This window comes from Bacillus sp. FSL L8-0199 (genome assembly GCF_038005705.1).
Taxonomy (GTDB): domain Bacteria; phylum Bacillota; class Bacilli; order Bacillales; family Bacillaceae_G; genus Bacillus_A; species Bacillus_A cereus.
Window position 1 is genome coordinate 3,351,880 of sequence record NZ_JBBOTS010000001.1, and the last position, 21,863, is coordinate 3,373,742.

Sequence of the window (21,863 nt, forward strand, 5' to 3'; positions counted from 1 at the left end):
AATACATAATTTAAAGAAGGTGACATGATTGGAACAGTCAGCACATGAAGTAGCAAATTGGCAATATTATTTTGCAATTGCCGTATTTTTAATCACGTATGGATTTATTATTTCTGAGAAATTGAATCGTGCTGTAATCGCACTATTCGGTGCTGCTATTATGATTATTTTTGGAGTTGTAGATTTACATACTGCTTTCACATCACATATTCAATGGGAAACGATTACCCTTTTAATTGGGATGATGATTCTCGTACATATTACGAGTCAATCAGGCGTCTTTGAATTTGTGGCCATTAAAGCGGCAAAAGCAGCTGGCGGAAAACCGATTCGCATTTTATTATTACTATCCCTATTAACTGCTGTCGGATCAGCATTTTTGGACAATGTAACGACTGTTTTATTAATCGTTCCTGTTACGCTATCCATTACACGTATTTTAAAAGTAAATCCTGTGCCTTATTTGATTTCAGAAGTGCTGTTTTCAAATATAGGCGGAACAGCAACATTAATCGGTGATCCACCTAATATTATGATTGGATCAGCAAACAAGCATTTAGACTTTAACGCCTTTTTACTTAACTTAGCTCCAATCGTAATTATTATTTCTATCGTGACACTTGGCATTATTTACTTCATGTATCGTAATAAACTAAAAACAACACCTGAACAAATCGAAAAACTAATGGCATTAAACGAAAAAGATTACATTAAAGATCAAAGCCTCCTTTTAAAATCTATTTCGATTTTAGGACTAACTATTTTAGGCTTCGTACTTCATTCGATTATTCATGTAGACGCTGCTGTTATCGCGATGACAGGCGCTACACTTCTTATGTTAATCGGCGTGAAAGAACATGATATTGAAGATGTATTTGCCCACGTTGAATGGGTAACCATTTTCTTCTTCGCCGGATTATTTGTTCTCGTTGGCGGGTTAATTGATATCGGACTTATCTCTTCACTTGCAAGAGAAGTAATCGACGTAACAAACGGTGACATCGGATTCGCAGCTATACTTATTTTATGGGTATCTGGCATCGCATCTGCGACAATCGACAACATCCCATTTGTCGCAACGATGATTCCTCTTATTCAAGACTTAGCTACAGGACTCGGACTATCTGTCGATTCTCCGCAAATCGAAGTACTATGGTGGGCGTTATCTCTTGGAGCTTGCTTAGGAGGAAATGGAACACTAATCGGTGCATCTGCAAACGTAGTCGTTGCTGGTATTGCAAAACGTGAAGGACATGGCTTCTCTTATATGGACTTCTTAAAAATTGGTTTACCATTAACTATTGTTGCACTCTTGTTATCACATGCTTATATATATTTACGTTATTTAATGTAAAAGTTGTATTGCATGAAATTATATCGTCAAATACAAAAGGTTTGCAGCATCCGTGCTGCAAACCTTTTTTCATCACCAAAATATACCGATAATTGCTAAACCACCTAAAATCATACCCCCAATTTGTCCGACAATTGTTGGTGATAATTGAACACCTTTTCTCACTTCAACAACTGGTCTTTCGTGCCTTAGTTGCTGCACTTCACTTTGAAGTTGGTGCACACTTCCGTGTAACTCTTTAATAAGTTCTTTTAATTCGGCGACCTCTTCATTTACTGGTTTTGCCTTTTCTAAATTCATTTTGCATGACTCCTTATAAATTCAATCAACACACTGTAAATTTTCGCCAATTACCATTATATCTCCTGCATACTACATATATAATTTCGAATGTACTTTCTAACCTTGCAGCTCTATCCATTCATCCCGCAATATCCCCATAATCATACGGTCAAAACACTTCCCATCTCTTTGAACCGCTTCTCTCATACAGCCTTCCATTTGAAAACCCATCTTTTTATACAATGCAATGGCAGGTTTATTATACGAAATAACATCGAGACCGATGCGGTGTAAATTCAATTCATAGAAAGCATACTTTAGAATAAGATGTATTGCTTCTTTCCCATATCCTTTTCCTCTATCATTCGCATCTCCTATACCAATGGCTAATAAACCTGTTCTGTTGTTCCACTCTATACCATGAATCGCCACAAAACCAATTAAGCGATCTTCTTGAACTGTCCTTACCATGAAAGAAACACTATTCGATCTCCGTCCTTTTAATAACTCATCACTTGCTATTTCATTTAAAGATTGCGGGAATGCTACATCTGTATCAACATGTCTTAAATACTCACTATCTTCTTGCCACATAGCCATTACTTCAGCATCTGTTTCTCTCATAGCTGATAATTTAATCGTTTTATTTCGAAAAAGATTCATTGTCATTTCAAACTCCCCCTTTTAAATAACGGGGATACTTATTTTAGACTATTTATCCCCTTATTCCATAAACTGTTTTTTAAACGGGATACATACAATAAGCGCTGACATTGGCACATCTCCTCCATATTGAATTAACTTCATTGTATAATTTTTTATTTATTCTAACAATAATAGAAAGGCCCTCCAAATTTAGAGGGCCTTTCCTAATAGCAAAACTATATTATTTCGTAAACATTTTCTCCGCTTCATCCATTGCCATTTTGTTTCCTAAAGCAGAATAGTCCAGCCATGGTTGATCATTGATAATGTATACGTGCTTGCCTTTAACTGCTTTTAAGTCTTTCCAAATTGGCGTTTCTTGAAGTTGTTTAAATGCTGCTTTTGCTTTATCATCTCTATTTACAACAACGAAAATCGCATCTGCATCAAAGTCAGGTAATACTTCTTGTGAAATGACTTCGAAAGGGCGGTTTCCATCAATTTTCTCTACACCATTTGCAGGCTGTAACCCTAAGTCTTGGAATAAAATTGGTCCCATCGGTCTTTTCGTACTAAATACACGCAATTCTTTTGCAGTAACGCGAATTGCCATTACTTTTTCGTTATTACCTAGCTCTTTATCTATTAAACCTTTTACTCGTTTTGATTGCTCTTCGTAATCTTGAATATATTTATCTGCTTCTTTCTCACGGTTTACAAGTTTACCAACTTGTTTTAAATGATCTCTCCACGTACCTTCATCTAAATTGAAAGAATGTGTTTTTGCAATTTTTTCGTATTTCGCTACATCTTTACCAGCATATTTTTCATCAACATAAATGTCAGTTGGCTTTAATTGAAGTAACGCTTCCATATTCGGATCTGTTACAACACCAAGCTTCTTCGTATCTTTCAACTTCTCTTTAGCGTGCGGTAAGAAATCTTTTAAATCTCCACCAATAACAGAACCTACTGGTGTAATTCCTAATGCAAGTAAATCATTCGTTAAATGAATAGACATTGAAGCAATTTTTGGGTCATTACTTTTTTCCGTTTTTTTCGTTGCCTCTTCATTAGCTTTCGTTTGACCACATGCTGCTAATACTAAAATACACATCATGCTAAATAAAATAGTAAGTTTCTTTTTCATATGTTCTCCTCTTTGAAGTATTTATTTTGTTTTTGTAAGTAAATAAAGAAAATACGGTGCTCCTAAAGCTGCCACTACTACACCAGCTGGAATAGAGTTTGGCTCAAATATAGAACGACCTATCGTATCTGCTAGCACTAAAATAATCATTCCGATAATGCCAGCTAAAGGAAGAAAGTGTTGATATGTAGTACCTACTAACTTCCTTGCGATATGCGGAGCAACTAAACCGATAAAACCAATTCCTCCTGCCATCGATACACTTGCGCAAGATAATCCAACCGCTGTAGCTAAAAGTAATAACCGTTCTTTTTGAACAGAAACACCAAGTCCTGCTGCTACACTATCACCTAGTGACAATGCATTTAACGTTTTAGATTTTAGCCACGCATAAGGGGTTAGTATGAAAATCCAAGGTAATAATGCAAAGACATGAATCCAATCCCTTCCCCACACGTTACCAACTAGCCATCTAGAAGCGAATGTATACGTCTCATCATTTAACTTGAGAGAGAAAAATAACGAAATTGCACTAAAGCCAGCTGAAACTGCAATACCAACGAGAATAAGTCTAATGGGAAATAAGCCTTTTGACCGATCACTCGCAAGTAAAATAATAAGAAATGCAGCTAATACTCCTCCGCCAAATGTAAATAACGGTATTAAAATGGATGCACTCTCATTAATAGAATGAAAGAGAGTAACAAATACGATAAGACCGAAAGATGCACCTGAATGCAATCCTAAGATACCAGGATCTGCAAGTGCATTACGGGATAACCCTTGCAAAATTGCACCGGAAATACCAAGACCAATACCGGCTAACATCGTGATTATTATTCTTGGCATACGATAATCATATAGTACGGTTGCACTCTCAAAATCACCATAACCAAAAAGGGTTTCAATTACTCTAAGTGGCGCTATACTCAGTGTCCCTGTATTTAAACTAATTAAAATTACAGCGATACTTATACATCCGAAGATTGTAGTTACAGTAATAGCTCTCTTTTTATCCGTGTTAAAAAGATCCTTCACTTATAATTCCCTCCCAACTTTACGTGCTATATAGAGAAAGAACGGAACTCCAACAAGAGCTACCATAATCCCTATCGCAAGTTCCTTAGGAGGGTTTACTGTTCTTGCCCCTAAATCAGCTACAACTAATAACATAGCTCCTAATAATGCTGACATAGGAATAATGAGTCTATAATGAACACCAACTAATTTTCTAGCAATGTGCGGGATAACTAGTCCTACAAATCCAATAGAACCAACAGCTGAAACAGAAACACCCGCCAGAATAACTACTATAATCATCCCTAGTATTCTCGTTCGGTTCGTTTTCACTCCTAAATTTGTAGCAACATCATCTCCCATTGATATGAGTGAAATAGATCTCCCTAGCATTGTCGCAAAAATAATCGTTATAAGAATAATAGGGACTAAAAATTTCAAGTGTTCCCACTTAACCCCTGCAACACCACCAGCATACCAAAACGCTAAATCTTGGCTTAAATCATAATAAATCGCAACACCTGAACTTAATGAATGTAAAAGCGCTGCCATAACCGCTCCAGCAATCGTTAACCTCATTGGTGTTAACCCGCCTGATGTTGCTGATCCAATAACAAAAATAAGTACTGTACTTAAAACAGCTCCAATAAAGGAAACAATCATTAAATAGGAATACGGCATATGTGGGAAAAAAGCAAAACTAAGTGCTACTACAAACATCGCACCTGCATTTATTCCGAGTACACCTGCATCAGCTAAAGGATTTCGTGTTACACCTTGCATAACAGCACCAGCAACCGCAAAAGCTGCCCCTACAACTGCTGCACCAATTACTCTCGGGAGCCTTAATTCATAAATAATTTGGTGCTGTGTTAGTTTCGGATTGTAATCCAAAACCGCTGCCCACACCGTTTGTAAATGAATATCTTTTGCACCAAATGAAATGGCTAAAAATATAGATCCAATTAAACATAAAATTGTTAAGCTCATGAAACATATGAACTTAATATGTATCCAGCGGTTATTACCAGCATGTACAGTAGACTTATGTAACATGTTTCATTTCATCCTTTATATTCAGTTGTTTTTTATAATTATTTTTTATTTGTAATTATTATTGATAATAATTATCATTTTCATTTAGATATTATATCGCCACTTTTTTTAAATAGCAAACTATTTTTTAACTTCGCTAAATATTAAAATGTTTATTTCAATTCCCTTCCAAAACTTACAAATACACGCAAAATAGACTACTAGCTTATTTTTAAAAGTGTAGTATACTTAATCATTATTTCGAGTTTTCAAATAAAAATACCGAAGGTGACCCAATGTTATATATAAAACAACTACTACACTTCACTTACGAGCAAGCATTATCTTGCTTATTCCCAGTCGTTATTTTCTTAACACTAGCCCTTTCAAAAATCGTTTCTATTCCAGGGTTATATCGCTATGATTTCATACTCATTGCATGTCTTCTTATGCAGTGGATTATGTACAAGACTGGACTTGAGACGAAAGACGAATTAAAAGTAATTACTGTCTTTCACCTCATCGGCCTTTTACTAGAAATATATAAAGTTCATTTTGGTTCATGGAGTTATCCTGAAGAGGCGTATTCAAAGATTTTTGGAGTTCCACTTTACAGCGGCTTTATGTACGCAAGTGTCGCAAGTTACATATGCCAAGCGTGGAGAAGGTTGCATTTAAAAATGCATCATTGGCCGAAAGCTATTTTTGCCGTGCCGTTAGGAGCTATGATTTACTTCAATTTTTTCACACACCACTTTACATACGATTTTAGATGGATATTAACTTTACTACTATTCCTTGTTTTCTCTCGCACATTTGTACAATTTTCATTACAAGGCGTTACATATACAATGCCACTCGTTCTCTCCTTTTTCCTTATCGGATTCTTCATTTGGATTGCAGAGAACATCGCAACATTTTTCAGTGCATGGCAATATCCAAATCAACGGGAAGCATGGAACCTCGTTCACTTAAGCAAAATTAGCTCATGGTTTTTACTCGTTGTTATTAGCATTATGATTGTTACGCAACTCAAACATTTGAAGCAATCAAAAAGATAATGCTAATTATGTAAAAACAGTTAGCCCATCAATCATTAGAGAGTGATGGGCTTTTTTTAGTAATATTTTTTAAAACGTCCTTATCAAAGAATTTATAATTTACAAGAGTATAAGCAGTTGCACATTATGAACTACTACTAGCAGAAGATGTTGCTGCAGATGAAGCGGCAATCGTTGCCATCATGGCTGCCTGTTGTGCTTGTATGAGGACTTCTATCATTGTTTGTAAACCTGTGTTAGTAGCTTTACTTTCCTCACCTTTCTGACTTACGAACAGTTGAATAGCAATAAGAATATTTGTATCTGTATGCCAACGGAACAATTTATCCCCCTGCAATTTTTCAATAAATGCTCTAATAGAATGAATCTCTTTTTCTCCGTCCTCGAGTAACGCTAGTAGCCCGATAGCTGGGTAATGCATCTGTTTTACTTTTACCTTTTCTTGCTTTAACAAATTCCATATATTTGTACATTTTGCAACTAATAGTTCTTCCCTGACATCCTTCTTTAGTGAAAGAATATGACTCAAAAATTGAAGATCATTCCCTTTACGCAAACCAGCTGTCGCTAGTTTCTGATAAAGACGTTCCACTCGGTCCATAAGTGTTTCTACATGCTCTGATTGTCCTGCTAATAAAACTGCGAGCGGATAATCATTTGTACTTGTCAGAAAGAGGTGATCCTTTTTCATGCGTTTATATACTTGCATCGAACGCTGAATGTGCGCGCCATGCTGTTCATTTTCTTCTGTTAAAAGCACAGCTGCTGCGAGATAAGTAAATATACTCCGGCTAAAGCCACCAGTGACCAATTGTTCATATAAATCTAAAAACGTCCGAAAAGCTTCCTTGTAATCTGTAAAGTGAATATCTAATGTTGCGGCCACTACAAAACGATGATAAGACTTTAAGTATGAAAACATCCCTACCTCATTCTTAATATAACTACTAATTTCTAAAAAACGTTCGAGATTAAACAATTTATCACTACCTGCATACATAGCAGCAATCATCATTCCTGTTCGAGAATCACTCGTTTTCCATTTTAGTTCTCCCTTTAACTGTACATATGTATGTTTATATTGCTCTAACTTTTGCTCTAATGTAATCATAGTATTCACCCCTATTTCTAGTTCTTCTCTATCATTATACTTATATTCCATATTTAGGAATACTACAATTAATAATCACAACCTAAAAAATTATAAAATTCTCTAATCCTTCAAGAAGTTATACAAAAAAGGTAGATAATAATTTATCTACCTTTTTTGTATATATTATTTAACATTACAACTGTATTGCTTGTTATATGCAATTAAGACTAAAGAGCTTTAATAATACGTTCCATCGCCTTCATTTGCCCAATATGATCTGCTTCATGATAAAGCATCATACCGTAAAGCTCACCAACAGTTTCCAATCCTAAAAACGGCTCTGGTAGTTTATCTTCAAATGCTTCTGCTGGCATTTCGTTAATACGCTTTGCTTGTTCTTTTAATTGAGTCGTTAACACTTCTAATGATGGTCCTTCTGTTTTCCATTTAGATGGTCTTGATCCATATCCAAACATACCTGGATATTCAGTTGGTAATTGTTTGAATTCTTTTCCAAACATGAAAACTTCTGCTGCTGTTAACACGTGACCAATATGCCAACGAATTGTATTGTTAAAACCCTCTGGCTGCATATCTGCAATTTTATCATCTAGCGTCTCCATAAATTTAAGTAATGCCCCGCGCGTTATTTCAAATTGTTTTAAGCCAACTAGTCTATTCACTTTATCGTTCTCCTTCTTGATGTACAATTTATTATGAACTAAGAATGCTCAATTCATTAAAGTTTTACCTTGTTTAATCTATCAGAAATAAATAAGAAATACATCTAATATGCTTATTAAAAATAATAAAAAGGTTCCCTCCTCGTAAATATAGAATTACTTACTATGTAAATAAAAGAGGAGTGTACTTACATGTTACATATTTTAAAACAACAATATAATCTTATTAGCTCTACAAGAGAAACTCTATTTTCATTTTTGGAAGAAATCCCACTAGAAAAATTACATAGCACTGTTCCGAATTTCGGGAGCGGTAGCATTATAAAGACACATATTCATGTAGCCGATTGCTATCGATACTGGCTTGGATCATTTGCATTCAAGCAAAAACGAGCAAATTTTTCATTCGCTAATGATGATGAAATTGAGCATGCAGATGTTGAGAAAGTCCGTGATAGATTTAAGTTAGTAGATGAGACTGTACAACGTTTTTTAGATGAATACAATGACCGTTGGCTCGAAAATATAGCAAATGAAGTAAAGTGGCAAAAAGAGCTTTGGAGTACAACTCCGCTATGGCTTTTAACTCATACGGAGACTCATGAGTTTCACCATAAAGGACAAATTGTATCAATGGCTAGGCACCTTGGATATACTCCTCCTGATACAGACCTTAGTTAATTCAATGGTCCATGATTACTAAAAAAATTAGACTGAATGCAAATCGAGCATGTTTTGAAATCCAATCAAAACATGCTCTTAAAATATTCTATCTTACATTCTCCATTTCCTCATCAATACCAAATAGTCTCCGCATAATTATATGCATCACTATTCGGAATTGCATGTTTCCCCTGCGCTTGTGCTTTTCTTGGATCTAAATCATATACCATTGGTGTATAGCATGATGTTTGCCCTTTATTTACAACACCATTTCCTCCAGCACTTCCGCAAGTGTATGCCTTTCCATCTGTTTTTCTAACAATCCTTGCATCAGCTTCATTATTATAAACTGCCAGGCGAGTTACAGTAACTTTTGCCCATGCTGTCTTACACGTCGTGCTAAATTTTAATTCCACATAAGAGTTTGAATCAATCCACTTCTTTTCTTTCGTTACTGCGGATTGATTACAGCTATTATAATAAGGACTTTTTCCATCATATGAATGGTCTTCCGCGTATGCTTTATCATTATTGGTCGTACTAAACACACTAGTTACGATGAGCAATGCCAGACAAAGACATGCGCTTACCTTTTTAAAAAGCTTCATAGAATTCCACTCCTTTATTAATAACGTGCTGTTTTCCCGTAACCATTATTAATCGTCACCGCTTCGGCATCAGCTGTATAACCAAAATCAGCAGTTAAATCAAACACCATTCCTGTATACGTACTCGTTTGTCCTGTTTTAATTGCTCCATTGCCACTATTAGAGTCTATTGATTTTTGGAATACACCATTTTTATATTTATTAATAACAGCGTAAGCATATACCCCTCCAGAAACAGAAGGAGCTGGTTGATCTAAAACAAGCTTAGACCATGCTGCATGACATTTATTACTGTAACGTAAATACACTGTCCCTACTTTTTTACTACCCTCATAAACTGCTGTAGACTTTGCATTAAATCCATCTGCATCACACGTTGTACTTCCCCCGTATACTTTCGTTGTTGCTGGATTTTTCCCGTCATAATAACTACTTAAATCAGTAGCTGCAAATGTACTTCCTTGAAAACTAAATAATACACCTATACTTGCCGCACTTAACACGCATACTTTCATTAACTTTTTAAACATTTTAAATTCCCCCTCAAAATGATTATGTATACTAAACACAACCTATACTGCTGTGTCAGCCCTCCTTCCATGCTTCCTAGAGGCATCTTACAGAAACGAATTAACGTTGTAAATTCCCTTATGATTATTGGAATATACGAAGAACTTTACTTATCCTTGTAAGAAAAAAAGTTGAGAAATACACATTTTATAGCATCCTTTATTTAAAACATAAAAGAACCGATACTTGTTACATGCAAGCATCGGTTCTTTATACAAAATTGCCATTTTTTCTTTTATATAAAATAAATATTTCTCCACTTAATCTGTTGTAAAAAACTCCCTCGTTACATCAATAAATTGCTGCAGTGGCAATGTCATCCATTTATCTTTATGCCAAGCAATTTGTGTATAAATCGGTGAGATTGCACTTTCTACATGTAACTCTTCTATCGTCCCTTCTCGTATATCTTTTTCTACTACTATCGCTGGTAAAACAGCTATTCCTAAATCTGCAATAACACATTGTTTAATTGCCTCTACACTAACGAACTCAATTTTATTTGCTGGATACACATCTTCTGTACGAAGTAGCTCTTCAAATAAAGTCCGGTACGAGCACCCTAGCTCTGTTAGCAACAACGTCTCACTTTCTAAATCTTTTGTAGAAATGGAAGCTTTCTCGAGTAAATGATGCCCTGAAGCAGCTACTATTTTTAATTCTTCTTTCATAAGCGGCTCCACATGTAAAGTATCTTCTGTTTTACATTCGTCCAAAATAAATGCAAGATCGACTTTTCCCTCCATCAATTGTTCCTTCGCATCTTTATTGGAATGCGCTGGTTTAAATATAAGCTTTATTTGAGGAAATTGTGCTTTAAACTTCTTTAATATAGAAGGAAGTCTGTATGTACATTGACTTTCTTGTGCACCAATTATTAACGTACCTGCTATTTCTTCATCATCTTTCACAGCCATTTTTGCTTCGTTGCTGAGCGCAATCATCTTGTCGGCATATAGTTGAAACTTCCTACCTGCTTCAGTTAAGAAAAGGCGTTTTCCTAATCTTTCAAATAACGGCGTACCTAACTCAGCTTCTAACGTTTTAATTTGCGCTGTCACACTCGATTGAGCAAAGTTTAATTTCTTCGCAGTTTGTGTAAAATTCAAAGTATCCGCCGCTACTTTAAATGTAATTAATTGTTTTATCTCCATTTATCGTCCCTCTTTTCAATCGATATTCCCGATTGATTTCATCGAAATAATCCTCTTTGTCTATTGATATTTGTATTGTATGATAAAGAGCATCTACAAACAATAAAAATGGAGGTATTCCATATGAAAGCACTTTGTTTCGAACAGTTCGGAAATCCGGATGTACTACAATATAAAGAACTAAATGATCCAATCATAAATCCAAATGAAATTATTGTCCGCACGAAAGCAATCGGTTTAAATTTCGCCGACATTTATAGACGCCGCGGTGATTATCATCTCGCTGGTACCCCGCCTTTTATATTAGGTTATGAAGGGGCTGGCATTGTTGAAAAAGTAGGAGCTGACGTTACGAATATTAATCCTGGAGATCGTATTGCATTTGCTGATGTCCCATTTGCAAATGCAGAGCTAGTTGCTGTTCCGTCTGAGAAAGCAATTAAGCTTTTAGATTCTATCTCTTTTGAAACAGCCGCTTCTGTCTTATTGCAAGGTCTAACCGCACATTATTTAACGAAAGATAGCTATGAAATAAAACAAGGTGATATAGCTTTAGTACACGCTGCAGCTGGTGGTGTTGGGCAACTTCTTATTCAAATAATTAAACTACTAGGCGGAAAAGTAATCGGCCTAACGTCATCAAAAGAAAAAGCAAAGATAGCTACATTAGCTGGTGCTGATCACGTTTTTTTATATACGGAAACATGGCATACAAAAGTAGTTGAAATAACAAATGGTGATGGAGTAAATGTTGTATATGAATCAGTAGGTTCTACATTAGAGGAGAGTTTTAATGCTACTAAAACTGGCGGTACTGTCGTATTTTACGGAATGGCCGGCGGTAATCCTGCGCCAGTTGATCCACGTATGCTTATGGATACTTCGAAAACTTTAACTGGCGGAGACCTTTGGAACGTGCTTACATCTTATGAAGAGAGAATAGAACGCTCCTCTCAATTATTCGAATGGATTGCGACCGAAAAATTAAAGATCGCAAGTTCTACTACATTCTCTTTACAAGATGGTGCCCGTGCTCATGAATTATTAGAGAGCCGAAAAAGCACAGGGAAGATTTTATTGATCCCATAATCGTTCCAATAAAAAAGGAAGCTAGATTTCTCTACCTTCCTTTTCTTATTTTTATATTTCCACACTTTCTTTCCCTTTTGCAACGTAACTCATATCTCCAACAGACTCGACTGTGTATGTTCCATCTTGATATACAATCTTCGTCACGCTAGCATTTTCCACTCCAAGTTTTGTTTTGCTACTGTCTAACATTTCTATTAAGGTAGTAATCAAAAGCCCATGAACGACAACTAAAACGTTACCGCCACCATTTGCAGCAGATTCTTCACTAATTTTATCTATCTCTGTTTTTATACGAGTAGAAAACAATTCCCAATCTTCCGCCTGTTTTGTCGGATCTGCTACTCTAATAAGATTAATCACTTCTTGAATAGAAAGCTTCAAGAGTTCTTCTGGTGATGCAACGCCTGCAGCTTTTCCAACCACATCCCACATATTCTCAAGTTTTTCACCTTCAAAAATACCGAAATTTAATTCTCGCAAATCTTTTCTTTGCTCAAGTTTTAATTTTGATTGCTCACTATATTTTAATACTAAATTAGCAGTTTCAATTGCGCGGCCGCTATCACTACTATATGCGTTCATAAAATGAATATCTTTTAATCCTGTTCCTAAATTTGTGGCAACTTCAACACCTTTTTCTACTAAAGGAGAATCTGCCCAACCTTGCGCGCGATGATTCGTATTTAATATTGTTTTACCGTGTCTTGTAACATATAACGTCACTACATTCTCATTGCTATCTGTTTCTCGCTTATTCATTTCATTCTCTCCCTTTACGTTTCTATATCAATTTTACCACCTCAATTATTCATTGAGCAAAATATACGTCAGTAGATCCGCTTAATAAAAAAAGCTATCTTTCTGTATATCCATACAAAAAGATAGCATCTTTTATGATTACATTTCTTAACCGGTACTCCTACTCAGCAAAAGCACTCGAATATTGTACAATTCCTTCTACACCTCGAAGAGCATTTTCTGTTAATTCCTTTATCATAAATACCTCTTCAGGCACTTCAAACGGTGCTTTTACATTCCACTCACTTGCTTTCTTAAAACCAAATTTCGGGTAGTACTCTGGATGTCCTAATACTACAACTGATCCGTATCCAAGTTCTTTCGCTTTTTCTAAAGCAGCCGTGATCAGTTTTCCACCAATTCCTTTCTTCTGATGACCCCTAGCAACTGAAACTGGTGCAAGTGCTAACGATTCTACAGAAGTTCCACCTTGTTCTATTGTAATTTTCGATAACATAATGTGACCAACTATATCTTCATCTACCGCAACAATTGATAACTCCGGAACAAATGCTTCACATTCTCTAATACGTTTTACAAGTTCATGTTCTGTTTTATCACTAAATTCTTCAAGTGAAAATACTTCTTTTACGACTTCTTCTGTTTTTCTATAATCATTTTTTTGTTCTTGTCTAATCGTTACCATTTTAACTTATCCTCTATTCTTTCTTATTTCTTTTTGAATTTTACGCAATGCTTTTTTCGATCCGCGCTCAATATCATGTTGCATTTTTCTCTCTTTATAATCGACAAATAGTGTATTTAAATCGTATCCCTCTGGGTATAATTCCTTCGCTGCTACCTCTAAATTCATACGTTTTACATTTACTTCAACGAATTCACCGTTATAATATACAACAACGTTATAAAAATTATCTTTTTCCTTATAGATGATACCAAAATCATCATAATCTAATAAATTCACACGATCGCCGATTTGGTACTCATAATGAAATTCTCTTTTTTCTTGTACAAATTTCGGTTTTCTAATTTTACTTTCATTCACTTTTTCTAAGGCGTACTCTTTATTTCCCATGTACTCTTTCGCTCTTTTCAGCACATGTTCTTTTACGCTCATTTTATTCGCAATCCAAAGTGCATTACTTTCTCCTGATTTTCCGATAACTAATTTATAAAGCGGCTCTAGCGTTTCACTATTAAACTGCATCGCTGCATTCATAAAGTCATCGTGCATTTCTGAGAATCGTTTAATTTCTCCGTAATGCGTACTCGCAACGGTAATACATCCCGCAAGGTACAACTCTTCTAAAATAGAAATTGCAAGTGCTGCTCCTTCATTCGGTTCAGTCCCGCTTCCTATTTCATCAAATAATAACAACGTATTATTATTTGACATCCTCATAATCTCAGAAAGATTTTTCATATGAGATGAAAATGTACTTAGTGCATTTTCGATACTTTGATTATCACCAATATCTACAAATACATTTTCAAAAATAGCGATTTCTGTACCTTTATCTCCTGCAATATGAAGACCTGACATTGTAGCTAATGTTAACAATCCAATCGTTTTTAACACAATTGTCTTTCCGCCCGCATTCGGCCCTGTAATAATTAAACTACGATACTCTTGACCAATTTCAAAATTTAAGGGTACAACTTGCCCTGTTAAAAGCGGATGCTTACAATTCACTAAATGAATGTAGCCATGATCATTTAACTTCGGCTCTATTCCATCAATTGATTTACTAAACTTCGCTTTTGCAAATACCATATCATACTGACTAATTAGCTCCATGTTAATCTTTATACTATAAATGTTTTCTAACACCATTCCTGATAAAGTCGCTAAAATTTGATATTCTTCAACCGCTTCTTCTGCTTTCAAACCCGCTAGTTCCGCATTCAATTTCGTAACCGTATGCGGTTCTATAAATACAGTAGAACCTTTTGCCGAGGCTTCAATAATACTTCCAGCAACTTGGTTTTTATAGGAAGATTTAATTGGAATCGTATAACGGTCATCCTTTTTACTAATAAAGAATTCCTGAATGAATTTCTTATTTGCACTACTATTTAAAAACTTTGTTAAACGTTCTTTTATTTTCCCATCTACAGAATCGATATTATTTCGAATTCGTTTTAACTCTTTACTTGCAGCTGCATCAATACTATTTCCTTTAATTGAAAAGTTAATTTCCTCTTCAATACTTTTATATTCAGTCATTGAATTTGCATAAGAAGCTAATACTGGTGCAAAAAATTCTTTATCTAACATAAACTTTTTAATCTTTCTACATCCGCGTAAAAAGTCTGAAACACTGACTAATTCTTCTGGATCTAAAATCATCCCTTTTTCTAATTTTTGAATTGTACTAGCAATATTAGAAATGCCGAAGAAAGGAACATGCCCTTCTGCATCTAATATAGCTCGTGCTTCTGTCGTTTCATTCAACCGATTTCTCACTACTTTTATACTCGTACTCGGCTCTAATTTGTTTAATAATTCCTTACCTAATCCACTTACACAATAAGATTTCACTATATCCTTTAATTCGTTATATTGTAGCTTTTCAAAAGTCATCGTATTCATTTTGTTTCTCCTCACTATGATTGATTTTTATCATAAATGAAGATACCTACTCATTAGATTCCAATGAGTCATATATAAAATCCCATAATTATACAATAAAAACATATACAAAAAAGCTGCGGGGATACCGCAGCTTTTACATTTACAAGGCATTTGTAATAACATATGAGGAAATAAGCCATAAAAAAATAGATGGCAGTCCCTTATTACACGCTTTATAAAGTATTGTAGGTATCTTCATAGGTTTTGAAATAAATGCATGACAAAATTAGGGGTATGATGTACATAAAAATCCCCTGGTCTTATCCGATTTATTTCATTAAATTTTTCCTATTTAGTACCTACCGCACTCACAAAAAGCACCTCTCATTAATTTATATTATAGTCATTGAAATCTAATTTACTGAAATCATCATACTATATGTTTTGTAAGAAGTAAAGGTGTCAAACTATTTCCTTGCAGACTGTAAAATGTTCATATAATCAACCTTTTTCTCAAGGGTCTTTTTCGCATCTTCAGCCGTTACTATATAATCTACAGGAATATTTTGTAGTACATCCTTATTAATATTTGGCAACTGAATCGTTATATCTTCTACATTACTTTTACTATTTTCAATCGTTTTATTAAATTCCTGAATACTTCTTGCAACCCCCGCTAATGTTTCCATATGTACAGAATTGTTTACATCTAAAACAGTATTACTTTTAAAAACTGCCGTATAATACTGTTGCAAATTTTTCTTCGCTATTTGTTCCTCAGTATTCTTATCGGAAACATTATCCCCAGTCTGCATTTGATCAAAAGTAAATATAGTGTTTTTCTCTCCATAATATGTATTAAATCTTCCTTGTAAATTATTTGCTTCCTTTTTCTTTTCATAGTTATCATTATTTACTTCTGGAGAGATTTGCCCCTCGAAGTACAGTTGAAATTGCAAGTGTGGTTCATCGACTTGCTGCACAGTAACTATCCGCCCCTTTGGACCAAGGAAGTCCTTTCCGTTATCCAGAGTTTCAACTCCGTTTAATTTAACAACCATACCATACTCCGATTTTGTATAACTTTGTGCTTTTTGTTCAATTTCTTCATTCGATATATCACATGATGTTAATAGTAATAAACTAAACATTATACTATATTTCATTATTGTTCTTTTCATATTGCCTCTCCTTTTGCTACTACCACCTATACAGAAATGTGCCTATGGATTTTAAATTACGATTTATATAAAGAACTTCTTCTAAAAAGCGCTACATCAAACTATCTTCGCTAACTTGAATAATAAAAACTCATCATCTTGCTTTAGAAAACACTAATAACCACAAGTATAAAAATACCCATTAACTATCATTTTATGATAATAGTGTAATTTTGCATTATAATAATTTTATCGTAAAGCAAATATAATATCTATTAAAATCACATTAAAAACATACTAATATTTAGTTCTATAGCAATCACAGTAAGGAGATGTTCCTCGAGTACGAATAAGATGACATTATTTATTCCAATGCATCTCTTGGTGTTTCAAAAGCCGACTAGTTCATTTATAAACATAAAGATTTAGGAAGGATAACAATATAAAAAGAAGAGGAAAACTTATATTTCCCTCTCCTATTTCATCACCAAATTACTGCTGAACATATATGGAAACTGATCCTCCACTTACTTGGAATTGTCCCCAACCATCCTTATTAATTGTTACAGTATTTGTTTGATTACCCGTAATATCGTACCATACTTCCCCTGCGTTATTCTTTCCAACATCCATCCACTTTGCCCCTCCTGGTCCATCAGAGATTAATGTTGCTAAACCAGAATTAGCATGTACACTATCACCTTCTCTTGTCCAGCCAATCACATCTGGATGATCAAAATAATCACGCTGCGTACCATATGCAAAGTTTTTTCGTGCCGTCAAAATCGGATCAATTTTGTCCTTTAACGCTGGAATTTCATAGTTACTATTTCCTTTTGTACCATAGTAATCACCATAGAAAACAGAAGGATACCCCTCTGCACGCGTTAAAATAAATGCATATGCCAGCGGCTTGAACCAAGGGCTCACTACAGATTCCAATGACTGACCAGGCTGTGAATCATGATTTTCAACTAGAGTAACCGCAAGTGTAGGATGATTCGCAACTACCGTTCCTTTTAAAATATTTCTCATATCATAATTTCCATTTCCTGTTGAAGCATAATGAAAATTATAATGAAGTGGTGCATCGAACACAGATTGATTATAATTAACCTTCGCTAAATAATTATTTAAAGTCTGGATATCATTTTGCCAATATTCAGCTACTGTAAACATTTCTTTCCCTGTTTGCTGTCTAACGTGATTTACCCAATCGCGCAAATATTCATGATCAATATGTTTAACAGCATCTAAACGAAAACCATCTAAATTTAATTCATTCGCATACCACGTTCCCCATTTTTTCATTTCATTCGCAACATCTGGATGACCAAAATCAAGATCCGCATACATCAAATAATCATAATTCCCATTCTCGCTAGACACTTCCCAGTCCCATGCTTTACCTATGCCCCTAAATTTATAAATTCGGTTTAATTTCCTTCCTTCATCCCAATCCGTTCCGTCAAAATGATACCATTTCCATTTGAAATTAGAATAAGAATCTCCACGCCCTGGAAAGTTAAATCCCGTCCACGCACTAATTTCATAATCACCTGATACTTCAATATTCCGATTGCTCGGGTCTACCTCAACTGCTGTGACAGTTTCTGTATAATCAGCCCCACCTTTATGATTCATAACTACATCACCGTATACATCGATGTTTTTCTTATGTAAAGCGTCAATTGCAGATTTCAATTGTGCTTTCGTCCCATATTTCGTCCGCACTGTGCCCTTTTGATTGAATTCCCCCAGATCATATAAATCATATGCTCCATATCCTACGTCATTTTGCGTAGTTCCTTTATATGCAGGTGGTATCCAAACAGATGTAATTCCTTTTTCCGCTAAATTTTCAGCATCAGTACGCAAACGATTCCAATGATTCCCATCATTCGGAGCATACCACTCAAAATACTGCATTAACGTTCCATTGTTAACTGTGTCTGCATATGCTTTACTCCCCTCATATATACTAGGTAAAAACATAAAAACTGACAATCCGACTATTGTTATTCTTTTAAACATCTGTACACCATCCCCTTCCAAGAAAGCGTTTGCATAGTTTATCAGAATTATTATAATATTCGTCCCACCGTTAGTAAAGTAGCAATCTCTCACTCTCCCATATTATTTTTAGTCTAATTTCAAATATTCAACGTAGTTTTAATTTCACATCCTATTCAAGATTGTTTACAATTTACCTATAAAAGCATAACGGAGGGATTTCGATGACAGACTTTCAAAAACAATTTTTCGCACGATTACATATAGAAGAAAAAGACACAGTTTCATTTGAAGATTTATCTAACATTATGTACGCAATGGCACAAACTGTTCCTTTTGAAAACTTAAATATTCTCGAAAAGAATTTTAAAGAAATATCAAAAGAAAATTTGAAAGAGAAAATTTTAGTAAATAACCGTGGCGGTCTTTGTTATGAACTCAATCCTACTATGTATTACTTCCTGAAAGATTCTGGATTCGATGTTCATCTCGTTTCAGGAACAGTTTATAACGCTGCAAACTCCATATGGGCTGTTGATTCTGGCCATATCGCAATCGTTTTAACACATCATAATGAACTTTATTTAATTGAAGTAGGATTCGGATCATACTTACCTCTTGCCCCTGTCCCTTTCTCAGGTGAAGTCATTCACTCTGTTACAGGAGATTATCGTATTCGTAAAGAAATGACCGAAAAGGGAAACTACATTTTAGAGATGCGGAAAAACAATGAGTTCTTGGATCAATCTTCTGCTGATGATTGGACGTTAGGCTATGCATTTTATATAGAAGAAGTGGATGAAGAAAAAGCAAATACAGCACAAAAAATTATCGTTGAACATGAAGGATCACCCTTTAATAAAGTACCTCTTATTGTAAAACTAACTGAAGATGGGCATGCCTCTTTAACGAAAGATAGCCTTACAGTAGCGAAAAATGGTAAAAAAACGAAAGAAACCGTTACAAACATGCAATATACAAACCTTTTACATTCAAAATTCGGAATTACACTATAAGTAAGTAAGCCTTGTTATTTTAGCAGGGCTTTTCAATTTTCAGCAGGGATTTTTTGCAATTTGTTGTATTTCATAGTTATATAGAAATATAACTACATGTTTAGAAAGGAAATGATTATGACAGAACTTAAAGATCGATTACAAGTAGCTGATATAGAAAAATGGGATTTAACAGACATTTACCATACAATTGAAGATTGGGAAAGTGATTTTCATAAAATTGAAGTATTAACGAAGGAATTACACGAGTTTAATGGAAATATTCACGACGGCAATAGTTTATTAGCTTATTTAACGAAGAGTGAAGAAATTTCTAGCATAATATCTTTAATGTTCGCTTATGCACGATTACAATCTGACCTTGATACACGCGATACTGACGCGCAATCTCTTGTCGATAAAGTATCACAATTACACGTGAAAGTAAGTGCAGCAAAATCTTTCTTTTCCCCCTTCTTACTTAGCATAGACGAAAACACATTACATTCTTACATAGAAGAAACAGAAGGCTTACAATATTATAAAGAAGACTTATTTGAATTATACCGTTATAAAAAACACGTATTAAATAAGGACCAAGAAGAAATTTTATCACAAATGGGTGAAGCTCTTTCTTCTCCACAGCACACATTTGGTATGTTAAATAATGCAGATATATTATTTGGTGAAGTGACGACTGACGATGGAGAGAAAGTGAACTTAACACGCGGAATGTATGCAAAGTTAATAGAAGATACGAATCGTGAAAAGCGTAAAGAAGCTTATAAAGCATATTACAAACCATATGTTCAGTTAAAGAATTCCATCGCATCTACTTTATCCGCTGCTATTAAAAATAATGTTACTGTTTCGAAATTAAGAAACTATCCATCAGCGCTAGAGAAATCATTATTTGGCGATATGGTTCCGAAAGAAGTATATGAAAACCTAATTGATACAACGAAAAAAAACATTCAAACATTACATACATACAATGAAATTCGAAAAGAAAAATTAAACGTAGATGAACTAAGACAATACGACTTAGGCGTCGATTTAGTAGAAGGTGCAAAACAAGACATCCCATATAGTGAAGCATTTGACATTATGATTGCATCACTAGCTCCTTTAGGAGAAGAATATATTGAGACATTAAAAAGTTTTAAAGATAAAAGATATATAGACGTAAGAGAAACACCAGGGAAACGTTCTGGTGCTTATAACTTTGGTGTATACGGCGTTCATCCTTTCATTCTTTTAAATCATCACGATGATTTAAACAGCCTGTTCACTCTTACTCATGAATGCGGTCACGGTATGCATACGCACTATTCACATGGATACCAACCAAGAATTTCTGCACATTATTCTATCTTTGTCGCAGAAGTCGCTTCTACAGTAAATGAAGTCTTATTAATTCACTATTTATTAAAAGAAGCAAAAGATACGAACGTGCGTAACCATTTAGTTAACCATTTTATTGAGAAATTTAAAGGTACTTTCTTTACACAAATTATGTTTGCAGAATTTGAAAAAATCACACATGAAATGGCTGAACAAGGTAAACCATTACATGCACAAGTCTTCAGTGAAATTTATGAAAAGCTATTTAAAGAATATAACGGTGATTCACTTGTATTTGATGAAGAAGTAAAATACGGATGGGCTAGAATCCCTCATTTCTATCGCCCGTTTTACGTATACAAATATGCAACTGGATTCGCATCTGCCATTCAAATCGCTGATAAACTATTAAGCGGTGATCCGAATGCTCAGAAAAATTATATTGAATTCCTTAAAGGCGGAAGTTCAGACTACCCATTAAACTTATTGAAAAAAGCTGGCGTCGATTTAACAACGCCAGAACCGATTGAAAGTGCATTGAAACAATTCACTCAACTTGTTGAGGAGTTTTCAGCTCTATAAAAAAGAGCCTCTCGCTAGAGGCTCTTTT

At 34.8% G+C, this 21,863-nt stretch carries 21 protein-coding genes; 6 read left to right on the top strand and 15 right to left on the bottom strand.

Going from position 1 to position 21,863, the window contains the following annotated elements:
• Nucleotides 1–28: 28 nt before the first annotated feature.
• On the top strand, nucleotides 29–1,354 hold the full coding sequence (locus tag NST86_RS17435; protein WP_000437992.1) for an ArsB/NhaD family transporter: 1,326 nt from the start codon (nucleotides 29–31) through the stop codon (nucleotides 1,352–1,354).
• A gap of 72 nt (nucleotides 1,355–1,426) precedes the next feature.
• Here the strand turns inward: NST86_RS17435 and NST86_RS17440 are convergent, their stop codons facing one another.
• From NST86_RS17440 to NST86_RS17460, 5 genes are all read right to left on the bottom strand, one after another.
• Nucleotides 1,427–1,654, bottom strand: a complete 228-nt coding sequence (locus NST86_RS17440; protein ID WP_001047304.1) for a hypothetical protein — start codon at nucleotides 1,652–1,654, stop codon at nucleotides 1,427–1,429.
• Between the two features lie 99 nt (nucleotides 1,655–1,753).
• Nucleotides 1,754–2,305, bottom strand: coding sequence for a GNAT family N-acetyltransferase (locus tag NST86_RS17445; RefSeq protein WP_016118380.1), 552 nt, complete (start codon nucleotides 2,303–2,305; stop codon nucleotides 1,754–1,756).
• Nucleotides 2,306–2,522: 217 nt separating this feature from the next.
• Nucleotides 2,523–3,431 (bottom strand): iron-hydroxamate ABC transporter substrate-binding protein, encoded by a 909-nt coding sequence (locus NST86_RS17450; RefSeq protein WP_000728216.1) that lies wholly within the window; start codon nucleotides 3,429–3,431, stop codon nucleotides 2,523–2,525.
• 21 nt (nucleotides 3,432–3,452) lie between these two features.
• Nucleotides 3,453–4,469: a FecCD family ABC transporter permease gene (locus tag NST86_RS17455; RefSeq protein ID WP_016118381.1), complete on the bottom strand. Its 1,017-nt coding sequence runs from the start codon at nucleotides 4,467–4,469 to the stop codon at nucleotides 3,453–3,455.
• Nucleotides 4,470–5,504, bottom strand: a complete 1,035-nt coding sequence (locus NST86_RS17460) for a FecCD family ABC transporter permease (RefSeq protein WP_016118382.1) — start codon at nucleotides 5,502–5,504, stop codon at nucleotides 4,470–4,472.
• A 275-nt stretch (nucleotides 5,505–5,779) separates the two neighbouring features.
• Here NST86_RS17460 and NST86_RS17465 point away from each other — a divergent pair, with 275 nt between their 5' ends.
• On the top strand, nucleotides 5,780–6,544 hold the full coding sequence (locus NST86_RS17465; RefSeq protein WP_016118383.1) for a DUF817 domain-containing protein: 765 nt from the start codon (nucleotides 5,780–5,782) through the stop codon (nucleotides 6,542–6,544).
• 124 nt (nucleotides 6,545–6,668) lie between these two features.
• Here the strand turns inward: NST86_RS17465 and NST86_RS17470 are convergent, their stop codons facing one another.
• Nucleotides 6,669–7,706 carry a DUF4003 domain-containing protein gene (locus tag NST86_RS17470; RefSeq protein WP_016118384.1) on the bottom strand — a complete coding sequence of 346 codons (1,038 nt, stop codon included), beginning with the start codon at nucleotides 7,704–7,706 and terminating at the stop codon, nucleotides 6,669–6,671.
• Between the two features lie 158 nt (nucleotides 7,707–7,864).
• On the bottom strand, nucleotides 7,865–8,341 hold the full coding sequence (locus NST86_RS17475) for a DinB family protein (protein WP_170964303.1): 477 nt from the start codon (nucleotides 8,339–8,341) through the stop codon (nucleotides 7,865–7,867).
• 171 nt (nucleotides 8,342–8,512) lie between these two features.
• Between NST86_RS17475 and NST86_RS17480 the strand changes: the two genes are divergently transcribed.
• Complete coding sequence (locus tag NST86_RS17480) at nucleotides 8,513–9,001, top strand: DinB family protein (protein WP_016118386.1); 489 nt, start codon at nucleotides 8,513–8,515, stop codon at nucleotides 8,999–9,001.
• A gap of 113 nt (nucleotides 9,002–9,114) precedes the next feature.
• On the opposite strand, the gene NST86_RS17485 is transcribed toward NST86_RS17480, so the two are convergent.
• The 3 genes from NST86_RS17485 to NST86_RS17495 all read right to left on the bottom strand — a co-directional run bounded on the left by NST86_RS17485 (nucleotide 9,115) and on the right by NST86_RS17495 (nucleotide 11,315).
• Nucleotides 9,115–9,591 carry a DUF2690 domain-containing protein gene (locus NST86_RS17485; RefSeq protein ID WP_000765223.1) on the bottom strand — a complete coding sequence of 159 codons (477 nt, stop codon included), beginning with the start codon at nucleotides 9,589–9,591 and terminating at the stop codon, nucleotides 9,115–9,117.
• A 17-nt stretch (nucleotides 9,592–9,608) separates the two neighbouring features.
• On the bottom strand, nucleotides 9,609–10,121 hold the full coding sequence (locus tag NST86_RS17490) for a DUF2690 domain-containing protein (RefSeq protein ID WP_016118387.1): 513 nt from the start codon (nucleotides 10,119–10,121) through the stop codon (nucleotides 9,609–9,611).
• 300 nt (nucleotides 10,122–10,421) lie between these two features.
• On the bottom strand, nucleotides 10,422–11,315 hold the full coding sequence (locus NST86_RS17495; protein ID WP_016118388.1) for a LysR family transcriptional regulator: 894 nt from the start codon (nucleotides 11,313–11,315) through the stop codon (nucleotides 10,422–10,424).
• Nucleotides 11,316–11,438: 123 nt separating this feature from the next.
• On the opposite strand from NST86_RS17495, the gene NST86_RS17500 reads away from it, so the two are divergent.
• Nucleotides 11,439–12,404: a quinone oxidoreductase family protein gene (locus NST86_RS17500; RefSeq protein ID WP_016118389.1), complete on the top strand. Its 966-nt coding sequence runs from the start codon at nucleotides 11,439–11,441 to the stop codon at nucleotides 12,402–12,404.
• A 51-nt stretch (nucleotides 12,405–12,455) separates the two neighbouring features.
• Here the strand turns inward: NST86_RS17500 and NST86_RS17505 are convergent, their stop codons facing one another.
• From NST86_RS17505 to amyS, 5 genes are all read right to left on the bottom strand, one after another.
• Nucleotides 12,456–13,166 carry a histidine phosphatase family protein gene (locus NST86_RS17505; RefSeq protein ID WP_001042050.1) on the bottom strand — a complete coding sequence of 237 codons (711 nt, stop codon included), beginning with the start codon at nucleotides 13,164–13,166 and terminating at the stop codon, nucleotides 12,456–12,458.
• A 160-nt stretch (nucleotides 13,167–13,326) separates the two neighbouring features.
• Nucleotides 13,327–13,851, bottom strand: a complete 525-nt coding sequence (locus NST86_RS17510; RefSeq protein WP_000256479.1) for a GNAT family N-acetyltransferase — start codon at nucleotides 13,849–13,851, stop codon at nucleotides 13,327–13,329.
• A gap of 6 nt (nucleotides 13,852–13,857) precedes the next feature.
• Nucleotides 13,858–15,759, bottom strand: a complete 1,902-nt coding sequence (locus NST86_RS17515) for an endonuclease MutS2 (protein ID WP_086423479.1) — start codon at nucleotides 15,757–15,759, stop codon at nucleotides 13,858–13,860.
• Nucleotides 15,760–16,208: 449 nt separating this feature from the next.
• Nucleotides 16,209–16,922, bottom strand: coding sequence for a hypothetical protein (locus NST86_RS17520; RefSeq protein WP_000831441.1), 714 nt, complete (start codon nucleotides 16,920–16,922; stop codon nucleotides 16,209–16,211).
• Between the two features lie 471 nt (nucleotides 16,923–17,393).
• On the bottom strand, nucleotides 17,394–18,935 hold the full coding sequence (amyS, locus tag NST86_RS17525; protein WP_016118392.1) for an alpha-amylase: 1,542 nt from the start codon (nucleotides 18,933–18,935) through the stop codon (nucleotides 17,394–17,396).
• A gap of 203 nt (nucleotides 18,936–19,138) precedes the next feature.
• On the opposite strand from amyS, the gene NST86_RS17530 reads away from it, so the two are divergent.
• Together NST86_RS17530 and pepF are read left to right on the top strand one after the other, a co-directional pair.
• Complete coding sequence (locus NST86_RS17530; protein WP_016118393.1) at nucleotides 19,139–19,930, top strand: arylamine N-acetyltransferase family protein; 792 nt, start codon at nucleotides 19,139–19,141, stop codon at nucleotides 19,928–19,930.
• Nucleotides 19,931–20,047: 117 nt separating this feature from the next.
• Nucleotides 20,048–21,835, top strand: a complete 1,788-nt coding sequence (gene pepF, locus NST86_RS17535; protein ID WP_061663928.1) for an oligoendopeptidase F — start codon at nucleotides 20,048–20,050, stop codon at nucleotides 21,833–21,835.
• Nucleotides 21,836–21,863: the final 28 nt, after the last annotated feature.

Bases quoted from the DNA above. Each gene is read 5' to 3' on its own strand.
- NST86_RS17530 (WP_016118393.1), top strand. From the start codon at position 19,139: ATGACAGACTTTCAAAAACAATTTTTCGCACGATTACATATAGAAGAA.
- NST86_RS17490 (WP_016118387.1), bottom strand. From the start codon at position 10,121: ATGTTTAAAAAGTTAATGAAAGTATGCGTGTTAAGTGCGGCAAGTATA.
- NST86_RS17470 (WP_016118384.1), bottom strand. From the start codon at position 7,706: ATGGAATATAAGTATAATGATAGAGAAGAACTAGAAATAGGGGTGAAT.
- NST86_RS17480 (WP_016118386.1), top strand. From the start codon at position 8,513: ATGTTACATATTTTAAAACAACAATATAATCTTATTAGCTCTACAAGA.
- NST86_RS17445 (WP_016118380.1), bottom strand. From the start codon at position 2,305: ATGACAATGAATCTTTTTCGAAATAAAACGATTAAATTATCAGCTATG.
- NST86_RS17465 (WP_016118383.1), top strand. From the start codon at position 5,780: ATGTTATATATAAAACAACTACTACACTTCACTTACGAGCAAGCATTA.
- NST86_RS17450 (WP_000728216.1), bottom strand. From the start codon at position 3,431: ATGAAAAAGAAACTTACTATTTTATTTAGCATGATGTGTATTTTAGTA.
- NST86_RS17520 (WP_000831441.1), bottom strand. From the start codon at position 16,922: ATGAAAAGAACAATAATGAAATATAGTATAATGTTTAGTTTATTACTA.
- NST86_RS17485 (WP_000765223.1), bottom strand. From the start codon at position 9,591: ATGAAGCTTTTTAAAAAGGTAAGCGCATGTCTTTGTCTGGCATTGCTC.
- amyS (WP_016118392.1), bottom strand. From the start codon at position 18,935: ATGTTTAAAAGAATAACAATAGTCGGATTGTCAGTTTTTATGTTTTTA.
- NST86_RS17460 (WP_016118382.1), bottom strand. From the start codon at position 5,504: ATGTTACATAAGTCTACTGTACATGCTGGTAATAACCGCTGGATACAT.
- NST86_RS17515 (WP_086423479.1), bottom strand. From the start codon at position 15,759: ATGAATACGATGACTTTTGAAAAGCTACAATATAACGAATTAAAGGAT.
- NST86_RS17440 (WP_001047304.1), bottom strand. From the start codon at position 1,654: ATGAATTTAGAAAAGGCAAAACCAGTAAATGAAGAGGTCGCCGAATTA.
- NST86_RS17510 (WP_000256479.1), bottom strand. From the start codon at position 13,851: ATGGTAACGATTAGACAAGAACAAAAAAATGATTATAGAAAAACAGAA.
- NST86_RS17505 (WP_001042050.1), bottom strand. From the start codon at position 13,166: ATGAATAAGCGAGAAACAGATAGCAATGAGAATGTAGTGACGTTATAT.
- NST86_RS17500 (WP_016118389.1), top strand. From the start codon at position 11,439: ATGAAAGCACTTTGTTTCGAACAGTTCGGAAATCCGGATGTACTACAA.
- pepF (WP_061663928.1), top strand. From the start codon at position 20,048: ATGACAGAACTTAAAGATCGATTACAAGTAGCTGATATAGAAAAATGG.
- NST86_RS17495 (WP_016118388.1), bottom strand. From the start codon at position 11,315: ATGGAGATAAAACAATTAATTACATTTAAAGTAGCGGCGGATACTTTG.